Annotated in this window: 15 protein-coding genes; 4 read left to right on the top strand and 11 right to left on the bottom strand. The window is 70.2% G+C overall.

Features of this window, described 5'->3' with window-relative positions:
- Window positions 1-100 precede the first annotated feature (100 nt).
- A complete protein-coding gene (locus tag BMY97_RS19350; protein ID WP_091618280.1) occupies window positions 101-955 on the bottom strand; it encodes a helix-turn-helix domain-containing protein in 855 nt (284 codons plus the stop codon).
- 246 nt (window positions 956-1,201) lie between these two features.
- Between BMY97_RS19350 and BMY97_RS19345 the strand changes: the two genes are divergently transcribed.
- Window positions 1,202-2,119 carry an MBL fold metallo-hydrolase gene (locus tag BMY97_RS19345; protein ID WP_091618279.1) on the top strand — a complete coding sequence of 306 codons (918 nt, stop codon included), beginning with the start codon at window positions 1,202-1,204 and terminating at the stop codon, window positions 2,117-2,119.
- 106 nt (window positions 2,120-2,225) lie between these two features.
- Entirely contained in the window at window positions 2,226-3,665 is a 1,440-nt protein-coding gene (gene gndA / locus BMY97_RS19340; protein WP_091618278.1) for an NADP-dependent phosphogluconate dehydrogenase, read from the top strand.
- Window positions 3,666-3,719: 54 nt separating this feature from the next.
- Here gndA and BMY97_RS19335 read toward each other — a convergent pair whose 3' ends face one another.
- The gene (locus tag BMY97_RS19335; protein WP_091618277.1) at window positions 3,720-4,451 is read right to left on the bottom strand and encodes a Clp protease N-terminal domain-containing protein; all 732 of its coding nucleotides are present in this window, start codon (window positions 4,449-4,451) and stop codon (window positions 3,720-3,722) included.
- Window positions 4,452-4,558: 107 nt separating this feature from the next.
- Between BMY97_RS19335 and BMY97_RS19330 the strand changes: the two genes are divergently transcribed.
- Both BMY97_RS19330 and BMY97_RS19325 read left to right on the top strand, forming a co-directional pair.
- A complete protein-coding gene (locus BMY97_RS19330) occupies window positions 4,559-4,888 on the top strand; it encodes a PadR family transcriptional regulator (RefSeq protein ID WP_245787395.1) in 330 nt (109 codons plus the stop codon).
- 2 nt (window positions 4,889-4,890) lie between these two features.
- Window positions 4,891-5,793 carry a hypothetical protein gene (locus BMY97_RS19325; protein ID WP_091618275.1) on the top strand — a complete coding sequence of 301 codons (903 nt, stop codon included), beginning with the start codon at window positions 4,891-4,893 and terminating at the stop codon, window positions 5,791-5,793.
- Here the strand turns inward: BMY97_RS19325 and BMY97_RS19320 are convergent.
- The 9 genes from BMY97_RS19320 to BMY97_RS19275 all read right to left on the bottom strand — a co-directional run bounded on the left by BMY97_RS19320 (window position 5,713) and on the right by BMY97_RS19275 (window position 16,211).
- The gene (locus BMY97_RS19320; protein WP_091618274.1) at window positions 5,713-7,131 is read right to left on the bottom strand and encodes a serine hydrolase domain-containing protein; all 1,419 of its coding nucleotides are present in this window, start codon (window positions 7,129-7,131) and stop codon (window positions 5,713-5,715) included. The genes BMY97_RS19325 and BMY97_RS19320 overlap by 81 nt on opposite strands.
- Before the next feature lie 16 nt (window positions 7,132-7,147).
- A complete protein-coding gene (locus BMY97_RS19315; protein ID WP_091618273.1) occupies window positions 7,148-7,543 on the bottom strand; it encodes a RidA family protein in 396 nt (131 codons plus the stop codon).
- On the bottom strand, window positions 7,533-8,813 hold the full coding sequence (locus tag BMY97_RS19310) for an NAD(P)/FAD-dependent oxidoreductase (protein ID WP_091618272.1): 1,281 nt from the start codon (window positions 8,811-8,813) through the stop codon (window positions 7,533-7,535). The genes BMY97_RS19315 and BMY97_RS19310 overlap by 11 nt, the downstream gene beginning before the upstream one ends.
- On the bottom strand, window positions 8,806-9,837 hold the full coding sequence (locus BMY97_RS19305) for a dipeptidase (RefSeq protein ID WP_091618271.1): 1,032 nt from the start codon (window positions 9,835-9,837) through the stop codon (window positions 8,806-8,808). Before BMY97_RS19305 ends, BMY97_RS19310 begins: the two co-directional genes overlap by 8 nt.
- A gap of 64 nt (window positions 9,838-9,901) precedes the next feature.
- On the bottom strand, window positions 9,902-11,125 hold the full coding sequence (locus BMY97_RS19300) for a PucR family transcriptional regulator (protein ID WP_177231439.1): 1,224 nt from the start codon (window positions 11,123-11,125) through the stop codon (window positions 9,902-9,904).
- 25 nt (window positions 11,126-11,150) lie between these two features.
- Window positions 11,151-12,611: an amidohydrolase family protein gene (locus BMY97_RS19295; RefSeq protein WP_091618269.1), complete on the bottom strand. Its 1,461-nt coding sequence runs from the start codon at window positions 12,609-12,611 to the stop codon at window positions 11,151-11,153.
- A gap of 114 nt (window positions 12,612-12,725) precedes the next feature.
- Complete coding sequence (locus tag BMY97_RS19290) at window positions 12,726-13,901, bottom strand: 4-hydroxybenzoate 3-monooxygenase (RefSeq protein WP_091618268.1); 1,176 nt, start codon at window positions 13,899-13,901, stop codon at window positions 12,726-12,728.
- Between the two features lie 18 nt (window positions 13,902-13,919).
- Window positions 13,920-15,158, bottom strand: coding sequence for an NAD(P)/FAD-dependent oxidoreductase (locus tag BMY97_RS19285; RefSeq protein ID WP_091618267.1), 1,239 nt, complete (start codon window positions 15,156-15,158; stop codon window positions 13,920-13,922).
- A 243-nt stretch (window positions 15,159-15,401) separates the two neighbouring features.
- Window positions 15,402-16,211, bottom strand: coding sequence for an IclR family transcriptional regulator (locus tag BMY97_RS19275; RefSeq protein ID WP_091618265.1), 810 nt, complete (start codon window positions 16,209-16,211; stop codon window positions 15,402-15,404).
- Window positions 16,212-16,222: the final 11 nt, after the last annotated feature.

Raw genomic sequence — 16,222 nt, 5'->3', positions numbered from 1 at the left:
TGGGCGCGGACCAGCCCGCGCGACGCCGTCCTCGAACTTCAAACGGAGATCAACGCGATGCCCGGGCCGGAAGCGGCCGTGCCGATGCTCGAACGGCTCGTCACTGCATCTGCGCCCGGTAGCCCTCGGCCAGCTCCTTGAGGAACTGCCGGGTCTCCTGCCGCTCCAGCGCGGCGCCGCGGAGGCGGTCCCAGGAGTCGACGAAGATGTTGAAGTCCTTGACATCGTCGAGGTACAGGCCGCCGGCCGAGTGCTCGATGTAGACGAAATCCCTGGTGCGGTCCGGGAAGCGCATGATCGTGAAGTCGTTGGGCACGGCCGCTAGCCGGGCGCCGAAGGGCAGCACGTGGACGTACACGCGCGGGTGCCGGTCGAGGGCGAGCAGGTGCTCCACCTGGTCCAGCATCACCGCGGGCGCGAACCCGCCGGGGGCCCGCCGCAGCGCGCCCTCGCTGATGATGAACCGGTAGTACGGCGGCTGCTGCTGCTCGAACACGGCCTTGCGGTCGAGCCGGTTGCGCACCAGCGCCGTGACGTCCGTGGCGCCCGCCTCGGTGAACTGCTTGAGCATGTAGTGCTCGGACTGCAGCGGTCCCGGCACGCGCTCGCCGTGCCAGGTCAGGATCTCCGCGGCGGCGGGCTCCAGGTCCGTGAAGGTGCGGAACCAGTGCGGCACCACGGACCGGTAGCCCGACCAGTGGCCGCGCTGCCCGGCGGCGGCCCGCGCCAGGTTCATCAGGGTGTCGGCTTCTTCGCCGTTGATCCCGAACGCGTTCAACATGGAGCGCACATCCCCGAGCTTGACTCCGACGGCACCGGACTCGATCTTGTTGACCTTGCCCTGGGTGCAGCCGAGAACCTCGGCGACTTGCTGCTGTGTCATCCGCGCGGCGTTGCGGGCATGCCGGAGCTCGTTGCCGAGCTGCTTCCGGCGCGAGGTGACGGTGCTCGCCATCAGCCTTGCTCTCCCGGACCACTAATTCGCCGGCAGCTGCCCTGAAGCCCTGCCGGAGCGCGAACGTTCGAACCACCCAGGTTAGTGCTTGACCCAACGGGGTTCGATGATGACACTGCGCAGCGTTCCAGGAAATGACGCGAAACGCCAGTCACCCCGGTTGTCAGTTGTTGTCACTCGGCCGGACCAGCGGATAACCGGCATTCCGGACCCGGCCGTTGCTCCGAATAGGGCATAGTCGACCGCATGATCGATCGCTCCCCCGCCGCGGCCGGCGTCGAACGCCTGGGCGATGGCGCCTTCGGCTACGTGCAGCCCGACGGCTCGTGGTTCATCAACAACTGCGGCTTCCTCGACGCGGGCGGCCACACCGTCCTGATCGACACCTGCTCCACGGAACGGCGCACCCGCGCGCTGCTGGAGACCGTCGCGGCCGCGACCGGTCCGGTCACGACGCTGGTCAACACCCACCACCACGGCGACCACACCAACGGCAACTACCTCGTCGAGGGCGCCACGATCGTCGGCCAGCGCAAGACGCGCGAGGTGATGCTCGCCGAGGGCATCCAGCACTACGAGGGCATCTTCCCCGGCAACGACTGGGGCCACCTGGAGCTGCGCGCGCCGGAGGTCGTCTTCGAGGACCGGCTGACCGTGTACGCCGGCGAGACCCGCGTCGAGCTGATCCACCCCGGCCACGCCGCGCACACCACCAACGACGTGCTCGCCTGGCTGCCCGAGCAGCGCGTGCTCTATTCCGGCGACCTGGTGTTCAACGGCGGCAGCCCGTTCGCGCTGATGGGCTCGGTCGCGGGCTGGCGCGCCGCGCTGGACGTGATCCGCGAGCTGGAGCCGGCCGTGATCCTGCCCGGGCACGGCCCGGCGTGCGGGCCGGAGGTGGTGGACACCGTCGACGCGTACCTGGGTTTCGTGCAGGACACGGCATCGCGGGGCAAGGCGGCCGGGCGCTCGCCGTTGGAGCTGGCGAAGGAGACGGACCTCGGCGCGTTCGCGGAGATGTCCGAGCAGGAGCGGCTGGCCGGCAACCTCCACCGCGCGTACGCCGAGCTGGACGGCGCCGAGTGGGGCGCGCCGATCGACCTGGTCGCGGCCATCACCGACATGATCGCCTACAACGGGGCGCCGATCCGCTGCTTCTCCTGAAGCGGCCCAGTTCATTCCCGCCCGCCCCGTGAGTGTTCTCTCGGGCGTCACGGGCGGGCGCGCGGACTAGTGTCGGACTCCGGCAGAGACTTCGGAAAGGGTTCGGATGAGCAAGAAGGCGAGCATCGGGGTCACCGGCCTTGCGGTCATGGGCCGCAACCTGGCCAGGAACCTCGCCCGGCACGGGCACACCGTCGCCCTGCACAACCGCTCGGAGGAGCGCACCCGTTCGCTCGTCGAGCAGTTCGGCGACGAGGGCGACTTCATCCCGGCGTACTCCGCGCAGGAGTTCGTCGACGCGCTCGAACGGCCGCGGCAGATCGTGATCATGGTCAAGGCGGGCGGGCCCACCGACGCCGTCATCGAGGAGTTCGCGCCGCTGCTGGAGCCGGGCGACGTGATCGTCGACGCCGGCAACGCGCACTTCGCCGACACCCGCCGTCGTGAAAAGGCGCTGCGCGAACGCGGGCTGCACTTCGTCGGCACCGGCGTCTCGGGCGGCGAAGAGGGCGCGCTCAACGGCCCGAGCATCATGCCCGGCGGCTCCAAGGAGTCCTACGAGTCGCTCGGCCCGCTGTTCGAGGACATCTCGGCGAAGGTCGACGGCGAACCCTGCTGCACCCACATCGGCGCCGACGGCGCGGGCCACTTCGTGAAGATGGTGCACAACGGCATCGAGTACGCCGACATGCAGCTGATCGCCGAGTCGTTCGACCTGCTGCGCGGCGCGGCGGGTTACGCGCCGGCCGAGATCGCCGACGTGTTCCGGACCTGGAACACCGGCCGGCTCGACTCGTATCTGATCGAGATCACCGCCGACGTGCTCAAGCACGTGGACGCCGCCACCGGCAAGCCGTTCGTCGACGTCGTCGAGGACGCCGCCGAGCAGAAGGGCACCGGCCGCTGGACCGTCCAGATCGGACTCGACCTCGGCGTGCCGATCAGCGGGATCGCCGAAGCCGTGTTCGCCCGCTCGCTCTCGGGCTCGAAGCCGCTGCGCTCGGCGGCCCAGGGTCTCGGCGGGCCTTCGCGCGCGCCGCTCACCGGTGCCGCGCTGGAGACCTTCGCGGACGACGTCGAGCAGGCGCTGTACGCGTCCAAGGTCGTCGCGTACGCCCAGGGCTTCAACCAGATCCAGGCCGGCGCGAGCGAGTACGGCTGGGACATCGACCTCGGCCGCGTCGCCTCCATCTGGCGTGGCGGCTGCATCATCCGGGCGAAGTTCCTCAACGACATCACCGCGGCCTACGCCGACGAGCCGGGCCTGCCGACCCTGCTCACCTCCGGCGGCTTCCGCAAGGCCGTCGAGGACGCGCAGGACTCCTGGCGCTCGGTCGTCTCCACCGCCGTCAAGCTCGGCATCCCGACGCCGGGCTTCTCGACCGCGCTGGCCTACTACGACGGCCTGCGCGCCGACCGCCTGCCGGCCGCGCTCGTCCAGGGACAGCGCGACTACTTCGGTGCGCACACCTACCGCCGCGTGGACCGCGAAGGCTCGTTCCACACGGCCTGGGCCACCGAGGACCGGACCGAATCCCCGTCCTGACCCGCCTCGTGTGTGGCTATGCCGGTTCCAACCGGCATAGCCACTCACGGGTGTTCACTGCGCCCGCGCGGCCAGGATCTCCGCGAGCGCTTCCTTGATCTTCTGCTCGGCCGGCTCCTTTTTGATGCCCAGTCCGGAAAGCACCTCGTAGCCCGCGCCTTCGCCCTGTTCCAGCAGGGCCAGCAGGAGGTGCTCGGTGCCGATGTAGTTGTGCCCCAGTCGAAGGCCCTCCCGCAGGGTCAGCTCCAACGTCTTCTTCGCCGCCGCGGTGAACGGCATCGGGTCCGGCACGTCGTCCACCGGCTCGGGCAGCCGGGCCTCGGCCGCCTCGCGGACGGCGTCGAGCGAGACGCCCTGGAACACCATCACCCCCGCCGCCAGCGCGGCCGGCTCGGAAAGCAGGCCCAGCACCAGGTGCGTGGTGTCGATGCCCGGGCTCTTGCCCTTGATCGCCGCCTGCTGCGCCTCGACGATCACGTGCCGGGCGCGGTCGGTGTAGCGGCCGTAGAGCCGTTGGATCAGCCCCCCTGGATCGCCGCCGGGGTCGACCTTCGGCACGAACCGCTTCTGCACCGCCTGCTTGGAAACACCCATGCTGCCCCCGATTTCGGTCCAGGACGCGCCGGACCGGCGGGCCTGGTCGACGAAGTGGCCGATGAGGTGATCGGCGAGCTCACCGAGGTGCTCGCCGAGGTAAACGGCGTCGGACAGCTGCCCGAGCGCGTCGTGGTCCTGGTTGGACTTGATGGCGTTGATCAGGTCGTCGAGTTTCACTGGATAGCTCATGTCGTCAACTTTAGGTTGACGATCTGTTGTCGTCAACCACGGGTTGACGTTCACTCATCTCGGCGAACCGCCGCGATATATATCGCTAAACGATATATGGTGGCGGCATGTCCCCTCGCACCATGACCGAGCAGGCCTTTTACATCCTGACCGCGCTCATCGACGAGCCGAGACATGGTTACGGCATCGTCGGCGAGGTCGCCGCCCTCACCGAAAACCGGCTCGAACTGCGGGTCGGCACCCTCTACGGCGTCCTGGACCGCCTGGCCGCCGAGGGCCTCGTCGAACCGGACCGCGAGGAGGTGGCCAACGGCCGCCTGCGCCGCTACTACCGCCTCAGCCAGGACGGGCGGCTCGCCCTGACCCGCGAGGCCCAGCGCCAAGCCGCCAACGCCCGCATCGCGCACCACCGGCTGGGCCTGACCGGGGAGGGCTGACCATGACCACCGCGCTGGAAACCCGCTACCGCCGCCTGCTGCGCGTGCTCCCGGCCTACTACCGGAACCGCTGGGAGGACGACATGGTCGCCACCTTCCTCGAAACGACCGACCGGACCAGCGAAGACCCGGAGTTCGACCACGAATACGGCCGACCCGGCCTCGCCGAGGCCACAAGCGTCCTGTCGCTCGCCGTCCGCCTCCGCATCGGCGAGGGCACCGAGGGCCGCCCTCGCCGCTACGTCATCGCCAGCGACGTCGTACGCCGGTTCGCGCTGGTGAGCGCCACTTTTCAAGCCTCACTGGCCCTGATCCAGGGCATCCTCCGGCTGACCTGGCCGCCGGACCTCGTGCGCACCCCGCCCACGCTCACCCTGATCACCGCGCTGCTGTGGCTCCCGGCGTTCCTCGCCCTGATGGCCGGAAGCCGGACCTGGGCCACCACGTTCTCCGCCCTCGCGACGGTGGGCACCGTGGTGCGGCTCTTCGACTTTCCCACGCTGACCCTGGTGGGCACTCTCGTTCTTCAGCTCACGACAATCGCTGCTGTGGCGGCGATCTCCCACCCGAACACGGTCCACATCGGACGGTGGCTGCCCGGTCTCGCCGGCGCCGCGATCCTCGTGTTCACGATCCAGTGGGCGTTCATCCTGCCGACCGCGGGCATCGCCGGGATCCTCACGGTGCTCGCCGCGCCGGCGCTGGCGTCCCGAAACTGCGTCCGACCTGGTTCACCACGGCCGCGATCACCCTGGTGGCCTGCCTGCTTTCCCTTTCGTCGCTGGTCGATTCGCAGGTGGGTTTCTACCTGGGCTGACCCGCACTCACCCGACCTTGGGGATGAAACGGAGTCCGGTGTGGATGCCGCGGGGCCGCCCGGGCGCGGCGGGGAGGTCGGCCAGTAGCCTGATGCGGCCGTAGAAACCGTTGGTGTCCCGGGGGTCCATGCCGTCGGGCAGGAACAGCCCGGGCGCGACGGCGGTGTAGGTGGCCGTCGACGAACTGGGCACTCCGTACTCCGCCAGGATGGGGTCCAGGTCGGGGTCGGCGGTGTAGGGCGGGATGGTCGTCCGCACGAGCAGGTCGCCGTCGTGGACGCTGGTGCGCATGGACCGGTGGAAGGCGGCGTACTCGCCGGCCATTTCCGGGCCGGCCGAGGCCGGGGCCGGGGTGAACGGTGGTGTGGCCGGCCGTGCGGTGAGGTGCTCGATCACGCTGGTGTGCAGCGTGTCGTTGAGCAAACTGTTGGGGCCGCTGACAAAGGTGACGATGACGGCGTCGTGCTCCGGGACGATGCAGAAGCTCGACGTGCCTCCCGGAGACCCGCCGCCGTGCCAGGCCGCGGTCGTTCCGGCGATGGGGTCCAGCCACCAGCCGAGCCCCATCGGCGGTGTCTGCGGCAGTCCGAGGTCGACGCTCTCGGTCCGCATCCGGACCACCAGCTCTTCCGACAGCACCCGCCGGCCGTCGGGGGCCAGGCCACCGGCCAGGTGCATCCGGCCGAACGCGATCATGTCGGCGACGGTCACGATCGGCGTCCCGCCGGCACCGGCGGCGGACTCCGGCAGGCTGAACAGCGTCGTCGCCCGCAGTTTTCCGGGCTCGTCGGAGGAGAACGCGCCGATCGCGGTGGGGCGCAGGAATGCCTGGGTCTGCACCGCGGTGGCATCGGCCATGCCGCACACGTCGAAGAGCTCGGCCTGGATCGCCCGCTCGTACGGCAATCCCGTGCAGGTCTCGATGATCCGCGCGGCGAGGACGAACCCGGGGTTTGAGTAGTGCACGCCGGCACCGGGCTCGAAGACACAGCCGAAGCCGGCCAGCTCCTGGACGTACGAGCGGGTCGCGTCCCGTCCCCGCACCGCCGAGGGCATCAGCTCGTCGGCGTCGATGCCGTTGGTGTGGTTGACCAGCATCCGCACGGTGATGGCCTCGGCCGCATCCGCGTCGGCGAGGGTGAACTCGGGGAGGTAACGGCGAGCGGGCGCGTCCAGGTCGACCAGGCCGGCGTCCACCAGGCGCAGCAGCAGCGTTGTGGTCAGCACCTTGGTGACCGAGCCGAGCAGCCAGCCGGTGTCCGTCGAGAACTCCTGCCCCGTGTTGAGGTTCGCGCAACCGTGCGCCAGGGAGAACTGGTCGCCGCCCACCGCGACACCGATCACCGCCCCGGCGACACCGCCCGCCGGCGACTGGCCGTCGAGGATGCCGGCGATCCGGTCGCGCAGGGAATGCAGAGCTGTCATGGGTTTCCGTTCCGAATCAGGAGGGGCCGCAGGAGGCGACCGCTTGGAGTTCGACCTTCAGGCTGGGAAAGGCGAGAGTGACCCCCAGCGCGTAGCGGGCCGGGTGGTGGCGGGCGAAGAACACCGCGTAGACGCTGTTGAATCCTTCGAGATCGGCCACGATGTCGGCCAGGTAGACGCGCACGACCCCGACCCGGTCCAGCGATGAGCCCGCGCTTCGCAGGACGGTGTCCAGGTTCGTCAGGGCGATCCGCGCCTGCTCCTCGATCGTCTCGCCGGCCACCTCGCCGGTGGACGGGTCGATCGGCAGGACGCCGGCGGTGTGCACGGTCCCGCCGATGCGGGCGGCGGCCGAAAGAGGCAGGTTCCCGTAGTCCAACGCGTTTCCGACGCGGATCAGGTCAGCGCTCATCGCCGTCCTTCCGACGGTTACGAAATCGCCGGGGGCTGAACGGGCGCAGGACGCCGGGGGCCTGGCCCGTGAGGATCAGCTCGGCGAGCGTCTCACCGGCGGCCGGCGCGAGGGTGATGCCGAGCATCGCGTGCCCGGTGGACACGTAGACGTTGGCGTAGCGGCCCGATCCGCCGATCACGGGGAGACCGTCGTAGGTGAGTGGGCGCATCCCGGCCCAGACGTCCTCGATCGGCCCGCCGGCCCAGTCGCCCAGGTAGGTCCGCGCCTGTTCGGCGATCGATCCGACCCGGCCCTGGCGGATCCGTTCGTTCAGACCGCTGAGCTCCATGGTCCCGGCGATGCGGGTACGGCCGTCCTGGAACGAGCTGGCCCCGACCTTCGCCTCGCCGAAGTACAGGGGGTGGGACGGCGGGGACGGCGTCCGCACCGTGAAGCTGTATCCCTTGGCCCCTTGGACCGGCACGTCCACTCCCAGCTTGCGGGCCAGCGGCCTCGTCCACGCCCCGGCGGCGAGCAGGACCCGGTCGGCTTCGATGCGTTCCCCGTGGGAGATCGCGGCGACGACCCGGTCGCCGCGGGTCTCGAAACCCGTGACTTCCAGGCGCTCACGGATGACCGCGCCGCCTTCGCGCAGCCGGTCGGCCAGGCCGCGGGTGAGCGTCTGCGGGTCCACGTGCCGTTCGTCGGTGAGCAGGAAGCCGGCCGACACGCGCGGAGAGAGAGCCGGCTCGAGCTGCCGCAAGGCGGACGAGTCGAGCGGGACGTGGGGAACCGCGTAGCCGAACTTCGCCATTTCGCGCAGCGACGCGAGTTCGTGCGCCGCGCCCCGTTCGCTCAGGAAGGCGAACAGCAAGCCCTTCTGCCACATGTCGAACTCCACCCCGTCTTCGCGGAGTTCGTCGAACAGCGGCATCGTCCTGCGGTTGAGCTCCGCCATCGCCGCGAGCCCTGCCCCGTGGTCGCGGGGGTTGCAGTACCGCCAGAAGCGCCACAGCCACAGCGCCAGGGCCGGGTCGGGCCGGGGCGGGATGAACAACGGCGAGCTCCGCTTGGCGATGTTGCGCAGCGCGTACCGCCGGATCCACGGCGCCGGGATGGGCGCGGACAGCATCGGCGTGACCCAGCCGGCGTTGCCCCGCGAGGCAGCGTCGCCGACGTGGCCGCGTTCCAGCACAACGACCTCGGCACCCGCGCGCTGCAGGAAGTAGCCCGTCGCGAGGCCGATGGCGCCACCGCCGACGATGACGACCCGCTCGCCTTCAGCCATGCCAGGCGCCGGATGTCATGACCTCCCGGAGGACTCGCAACACGTTGCCGCCCAGGATCTTCCGGATGTCGGACTCGGCGAATCCGCGCCGAACCAGTGCTTCGGTGATCTTCGGCAGATCCGACGGACGGGCGACCTCGGCGTGCGCGGTGGTGGCCTCGAAACCGGGCGGGAGGATCAACCCGCCGAAGACCTGCTGGTAGTAGTCGTCGATGAAGTCGGGGCCGAGCCCGACGTGGTCGATGCCCGCCAGCTCGACGATCCGCTCGATGTGGTCGACGACGCGGTCGGCCGTGGGGTGCCGGGGGTCGATGAAGAACGGGATCGCCGCGGCCACCCCGATGACGCCGCCGAGCCGCGCGATCTGCTTGATGTGGTCGTCGTGGAGGTTGCGGTGGATGTCGGTGATGCCGAGGCAGGCCGAGTGGGTCGCGAGAAACGGCCTGGTGGCGAGTTCGAGCACGTCCTCGACCCCGCCGAGGCCGAGGTGGCTGATGTCGAAGACGATGCCGAGGGCCTCCATCTCACGCAGGGCCTCGATGCCTTGCGGGGTGAGGCGGCCGCGTGAAGTCGAGTCGAGGCCACTGCCGTCGGCGAGGAACGTGCGGCCGAAGTGGGCCATGGACACGACCCGCACGCCCACCCGGTGAAAAGTGCGGACGAGCGCGACGTCCTGGCCGACCCCGTGCGCTCCCTCGAGCGCGATGACCAGCGCGATCTTGCCGGCGGAGACCGCCGCGTCGATCTCGGCGCCGGTCAGGCACACCGCCACGTCGTCACTGTGCTCGGCGGCGAGACGGTGGATGCGCTCGACGAGCAACAGGGTCCGCCGCAGGCCGCCCTCGGACTGGAAGGCCTGTTCGAGGCAGATCGGCAGGATCTGGACGTCAACGCCCCCGGCCCGCAGTTCGGGGAGCCAGAAGTCCCTGAAGTGACCGGGCTGGTCCCGCTGGTCGAAGTGGTCGACCAGCAGGATGAGGTCGTTGTGGCAGTCCACGACCACGGCGTCCTGGTGCAGAGTCATACCGGCGAGTGTATTGACGACCACGCCCGTTCGGATGCGCAAACTGTTGCGCCGCAAATGATCCCTATTCGACACCTGTCGCATCGGTGTCGCCGAGGAGTCTCGCCGCCTTGATGCCGAGATGCAGCACCAGACGGCGTTCCCCGTCGCTCAGGTCGAAGCCGGTGAGCTCTTCGATGCGACGGAGCCGGTGGTAGATCGTCGCGCGGTGCACACCGAGGCGATCGGCGACCGCGCGGGAGTCACCCGCGCTGTCGAGGAAGGTCTCCGCGGTGACGAGGAGCGCGGGATCGGCGTCGACGAGCGCGGTGATCGCCTGTGCCACCCCCATGCTGCGGAGTTGCTCGCGCGGCTGGGCGGCCAGCAGGGCGTAGATCCCCAGCGCGTCGTGGCGGGCGACGGGCCGGAACGCGGGGATGACGTCGGCGACCCGGATCGCGTCGAGGGCCTGCTGGTACGAGGTCGCGGCGTCGGCCAGCCGCGCGGCCGGACGGCCGACCCCGGCGACCACTGCCCGCCAGCGTTCGGCGCGCCCCAGCCGTTGCACCGCCGACGAGCACAGGTCCTCCGCGAGCCGGGGAACTCGATCCATCGCGCGCTGGGTCACCACGAGCAGTCCGTGGACCGGGCGGATCAGGACCATGCTCTCGCGGACCGGCACGGCGGTGGCTGCCGCACGCAGAGCCGCCCCTAGCGCCAGGCGGTCACCCTCGTCGATCTCCCGACCGGCCACCGGCAATGGCGCGACGACGATGGCGACGACACCACCGCGCGCCGGGAAGAGGCCGGATTCGACGAGCCCGTCGGCAGCGAGGGTGCGGGCCACGTGGTCGTCCGACGTCAGGTCCCGGAGGAACTCCCCGACGCGGGCGTCGTGCAGCTCGCCGAGAACCCGCTCGCGGAACAGCACCTCGGCAGCTTCGTCGGCCGCGACCACGGCGAGCGCCAGCCCGGCGTCGTCCACCGGCTCGTCCGCATCGATGAGCCACAGGTAGCCGAACTGAACGCCCTGGAACCGGATCGGGACCGCGACCCGCGGCAGCAGGTCGAGCTCCGTGGAAGCGGGAAGGCGCACCGGGCCGTCCGCGCGGGGGAGCCGGAAACGCTGCAACCACGCGACAGCCTCCGGCGGGGCCTCGCGGGTCAGCACCACCCGCGCTCGCATATCGTCGATCAGACCGGCCTGCGTGCTGTAGGCGAGCAGGCGGAAGTGGACGTCGTCGACCGCGACCGCCCGCCCCAACTGCCGGGCCAGCGTGTCCACCACCCGCTGCAGGTCTTCGCTCACGCAGGTGAATGTAACCCGGCCACCGTCACTGCGATCCGGGCAGACAGGACGGGCAGGCCGGCAACCGCGCACCATGGTGAAGAGCTCGTTTGAACCGGCTCTCCTCCTCGATCGGGCCGGGAAGCTCCGCGGTCAGCAACGGCCGCTCCGGAAGCGCGTCGAGATCAACCCGTTCGCCGCCTTTGATGACCGCGTGGATGCTCTGGTAGTTCTCGGCGCCCGACAACGGGTCCCGGTCGAGCACCACCAGGTCGGCGACCTTGCCGGCCTCGAGCGTGCCGAAATCGTCGTCGACGTGATAGGCCTCGGCGATGTTGCGCGTCGCCGCACGAAGCAGGTCGATCGGCGGCATGCCCTTTTCCTCCATTGCCCGCAGCCAGGTGAAATGACCTGTCGCCAGCCGTCCGAGGGCTTCGCCTTCGGGCAGCCCGTTCCAGGTGTTCTTGACCATCGGCTCCCGCATGACCTCCGGCGCGAAGATCCCACCGTCGTTGGCCATCAGGATCGTGGCGCCGGATTCGACGAGGTTGCGGCAATTGGCGTCGGCGGCCTTCCACATCGTCCATTCGGTGTCCGAGATCGACTCCTTCAGGATCGAGAGCCCCTTGTCGGTCAACGGGAAGAGGACGGCGCCACAGCCTCGCTCCACGAACTCCTCGAGCGTCGCCTTCGGGATTTCGGTGGGCCCCGTCACGTTGCAGTGCTGGATGAGGTCACAGCCCGCCTCGAGCGAGAGCCGGAGGCCCTCGACCGACGAGGTGTGCGATTGCGCGGTCAGCCCGGCCCGATGGGCTTCTTCGACGATCACCCGCTGGGTGCGCTCCGAGAACTGGAGGAACGCCCCGGCCGAGGTCGCGCCGTGCTCGTTCGACGCGAACTTGACGAAATCGATGCCGCGCCCGATGTGCTCCCGAACCTCCTCGCCGACCATCTCGGGCGTCAGCCACATCAGGTGCCGCCCGGTGTTCTCCACCCACATCGCGTTGACCCGGTCGACGAAGTAGGAGCTGCCGATCCCGTTGATCCTCGCGTCGAAATCACCGGAGAACGGCCCGTCGAACCCGATGATGTTGCCGGCACAGCGAATGCGGCTGCCCACGACCTCGCCCCGGTCGATCCGGTCGCGGACGGACATGAGCGGACGACGCGGCCCCCAGGTGTCGAACACCGTCGTCAGGCCGCTCTTCAGCGCGATCTGGGCGGCCTCGATGATCAGGTCCTCGTACCGGTCCTCGTACCGGACGAGGGTTTCGAGGACAACGCTCATCAGCAGGTGCACATTCGCGTTCAGCAGCCCTGGAATGAGGTACTTCCCGCTGAAGTCGACGGTGTCGACGTCCGCGGGGACCGAAATCTCGTCCGGCCGGCCGATCGCCGCGATCCGGCCGTCGCCGATCAGGACGGCCTGGCCGGCAACACCGTTGTCGGAAAGACCATCGATGACGGTCGCCCCGGTCAGCAGCTGGTGCCTTCGAAAGGTCGACATGCCGCTCCCTCGCACAGGTCACTGAGACTGATGCGCCAGTGTCGCCGCTCACCGCGGTCAGCACCTAGAGGAATCTGTCGAAATCCGGCCGGCGTTGGTACGACATCTGTCGCATCAGCCACCGAACGGCAGACCGACGTAGTTCTCGGCCAAGCTGGTCGCCGCTGCCCTCGACGTGGCGGTGTAGCGCAGCTGCGAGAGCTGGAGCCGGCGGGCGAACGGGTCCGCGTGCGGATCGGTGTGCAGCATCGTGGTCATGAACCAGGAGAAGTGCTCGGCCCGCCACACGCGGCGCAGGCAAGTGTCCGAATAGGACTCGGCGAGCGAGGCGTCTCCCTTGAGCAGTGCTACAAGCGCGCGAGAGAGCACGCGGACGTCGGCCACCGCGAGGTTCATGCCCTTGGCGCCGGTCGGCGGGACGATGTGCGCCGCGTCGCCCGCGAGGAACAGGCGGCCGTGGCGCATCGGCTCGGCGACGAAGCTGCGCATCGGCGTGATGCCCTTGTCCAGGATCGGACCCTCGCGCAGGGTGAACTCGCCGTCGACGGCCAGGCGCTGCGCCAGTTCGGACCAGATCCGGTCGTCGGACCAGGCGGCCAGGTCCTCGGCCGGGTCCACCTGGAGGTACAGCCGGGTGATCTCCGGCGAGCGCATGCTGTGCAGCGCGAACCCGCGCTCGTGGTGGGTGTAGATCAGTTCCTCGTGCGAGGGCGGCGTCTGCGCCAGCACGCCGAGCCACGCGAAGGGGTACTCACGCTCGAATACGCTCAGCACACCGTCCGGAATGGACGGACGTGCGACGCCGTGGAACCCGTCGCAGCCCGCGATCGCCTCGCACTCAAGGGTCTGCAGCGTGCCCGACGCGTCCCGGTAGCGCACCACCGGCCGTTCGGTATCCACATCGGACAGCGAGACCCCGGAAACCTCGAAGTGCAGCGGCAGCCCGCGCTCCTCGTGCGCGTCCACCAGGTCCTTGACGATCTCCTGCTGGCCGTACACCGTGATCGCCCGGCCGGTCAGCTCGGTCAGCGCGATGCGGTGGTCGGCGCCGTCGAAGCGCAGGGAAAAGCCTTCGTGCGGAAGACCTTCCCGCGCCAGCCGGTCGCCGAGCCCGATCTCGGTGAGCAGCTCCACCGTCGGCTGCTCGCACACCCCCGCGCGCACCCGCTGACGCACGTACTCGCGGTCGCGGGCCTCCAGCACCACCGCGTCGACCCCGGCCTGGTGCAGCAGGTAGGACAGCAGCAGTCCGGCCGGGCCGGCGCCGATCACGGCGACCTGAGTGCGCAACGGGGGTACCTCCGGTTCTCAAGCCGCGGAACGCGACTTCACATGGGCTTTCAGGTCGAACGCGCTGGCCTTGAGGTCCGCGTAGGACGGACGCTGCTCGGCGGTGAACAGCCGCCGGGCGGCGATGTGGTCGGCCGGCCGGTTGACCGACTCGACCGCGATGAGCACACCGTCGCGGAACGACAGCACCGAGAACTTGCCCTCGGCCAGGTCGCCGGTGACCACGGTCTGGTCGGCGTTCGCCAGGATGCCGACGATCTGCAGCTTCGCGGCGGTCTGGTCGGTCCAGAACCACGGCAGGCTGTCGTACGGCGCGGAACCGCCGGTGATCGAAGCGGCAACACAACGGGCCTGGTCCACGGCGTTCTGCACGGACTCCAGCCGGGTCGCGGCGCCGGCCTGCACACACGGGAAGTTGGCGCAGTCGCCGATCGCGAAGATCTTCGGGTCCTCGGTGCGCAGGTGCTCGTCGACCACCACACCGTTGGTCACGGGCAGCCCGGCCGCCTCGGCCAGCCCCGTCTCCGGCACCACGCCCACGGCGACCACCACCAGGTCGGCGGGCAGCCGCCGGCCGTCGGACAGCTCCACCGACTCGACCCGGCCCTCGCCGTGCAGCGCCGTGACGCCGGTGCCGAGCAGCACCGTGTGCCCGGCATCGCGGTGCAGCCGGGCGAAGAACTCCGACACCTCGGGCGAGGCGACGCGGGCCAGCAGCCGGTCCTGCGCCTCGACCACCGTCACCGGCCGCCCGGCGTGCGACGCGAACTCCAGCCCGATGAACCCGCCGCCGATGACCACGACGTCGCGGGCGGCCGCCAGCTCGGCGCGCAGCCGGTCGGCGTCCTCTCGGGTGCGGAGCATGAGCACGCCCTCGAGGTCCGCGCCGGGCACGGGCAGCGTCCGGTTGCGTGCGCCGGTGGCCAGCACCAGGTGGTCGTAGTTGAGCTTCGAACCGTCTTCGAGCACGGCCTGCGCCGCGCCCCGGTCGAGCGAGCGCACGCGGCCGGCCACGAGCTGGATGTCCTTCTCGGCGAAGAAGTCTTCCGGACGCAGCCGCAGCGCCTCGTCGCCCGCCGTGCCCTTGAGGTACGCCTTCGACAGCGGGGGCCGCTGATAGGGCACCCCCGGCTCGTCCCCGACCAGGACCACACGGCCGGCGAACCCCTTGTCACGCAAGGACGCCACGGCCTGGAAGCCACTCTGCCCGCCCCCGACCACCAGCACGGTCTCGGATCCGGTACCCACGGTGCTCATCGCTGCTCCTCCGCCAAGCGCAAGACCAGACCGCCGGTCACCTCGGTCGCCGGTAGCGGACACGACAGCCGGCTGGTGGCCTCCCGCGGGCTGGCCATGCAGTCCAACTTCTCCCCTTCATCTGAGCACAACGGCCCAAGATCGTCGAGGCGCTCGGCCTCCGGCGCCGACGTGACGACGCACACCTCAGGTCTCCCGGTCAGCCTGCGGGACCCGGGCGGCCCGGCGCGTGCCGAATTCCACTCAGTGGAAGCTTTGGTGCGTCTCGCGGCGGACGTCTTCGGGAAGCCGCAGCGTGCGTGGAGCACCCAGCGCGCGCGAGATCCCGCGCGCCGAGGCCCGTACGGCGGGGACCAGCGTGAACGGATCCGTTCCCTGCGCCGGCACGACCACGGAGATCGCCGCGACGACGGTGTCGTCCGGGCCGTGCACCGCCGCGCCGACGGACAGCGCGACCAGCTCGATCTGGCCGTCGCTGACCGCGTAACCCTGCTGGCGCACGTCGGCGAGCACGCGGCGCAGCTGCTCGGGCGACGCGATGGTCCGGCCGGTGTACCGCTTGAGCGGGCGCGCGAGGACCTGCTCCTGGACGTCGGCGGGCGCGTGGGCCAGCAGCACCAGCCCGACCGCCGTCGCGTGGACCGGCAGCCGGCCGCCGACGCGGGAGATCACGTTCACCGCGTGCCGGCCGGAGAGGCGTTCGATGTACACGACCTCGGCGCCGTCGAGCACGGCCAGCTGCACGTTCTGGTGGGTGGCCTCGTAGAGGTCCTCCAGGAACGGCATCGCGCTCTCCCGCAGCTGCGCCCCGTGCGGCGCGAGCGAGGCCACTTCCCACAGCCAGAGCCCGACGCGGAACTGCCCGTCGCCGTCCCGCTGCAGTGCCCCGCGGCTCACCAGCTCCGCCGCGAGCCGGTGCGTGGTCGACAGCGGCAGCCCGGTGCGCCGGCTCAGCTCGGACAGCGTGAGCACGGGACGGTCGGAGGTGAACGCGCCCAGCACGTCCAGCACCCGCCCCACCACCGACGGCGGCCGCCGCGCGTTGTGCCGCATGGGGGCCAGTC

The organism is Amycolatopsis saalfeldensis (assembly GCF_900110575.1).
Classification (GTDB): domain Bacteria; phylum Actinomycetota; class Actinomycetes; order Mycobacteriales; family Pseudonocardiaceae; genus Amycolatopsis; species Amycolatopsis saalfeldensis.
Note: the sequence above shows the minus strand (reverse complement) of the source record. Positions and strands in the feature narration are given on the sequence as shown.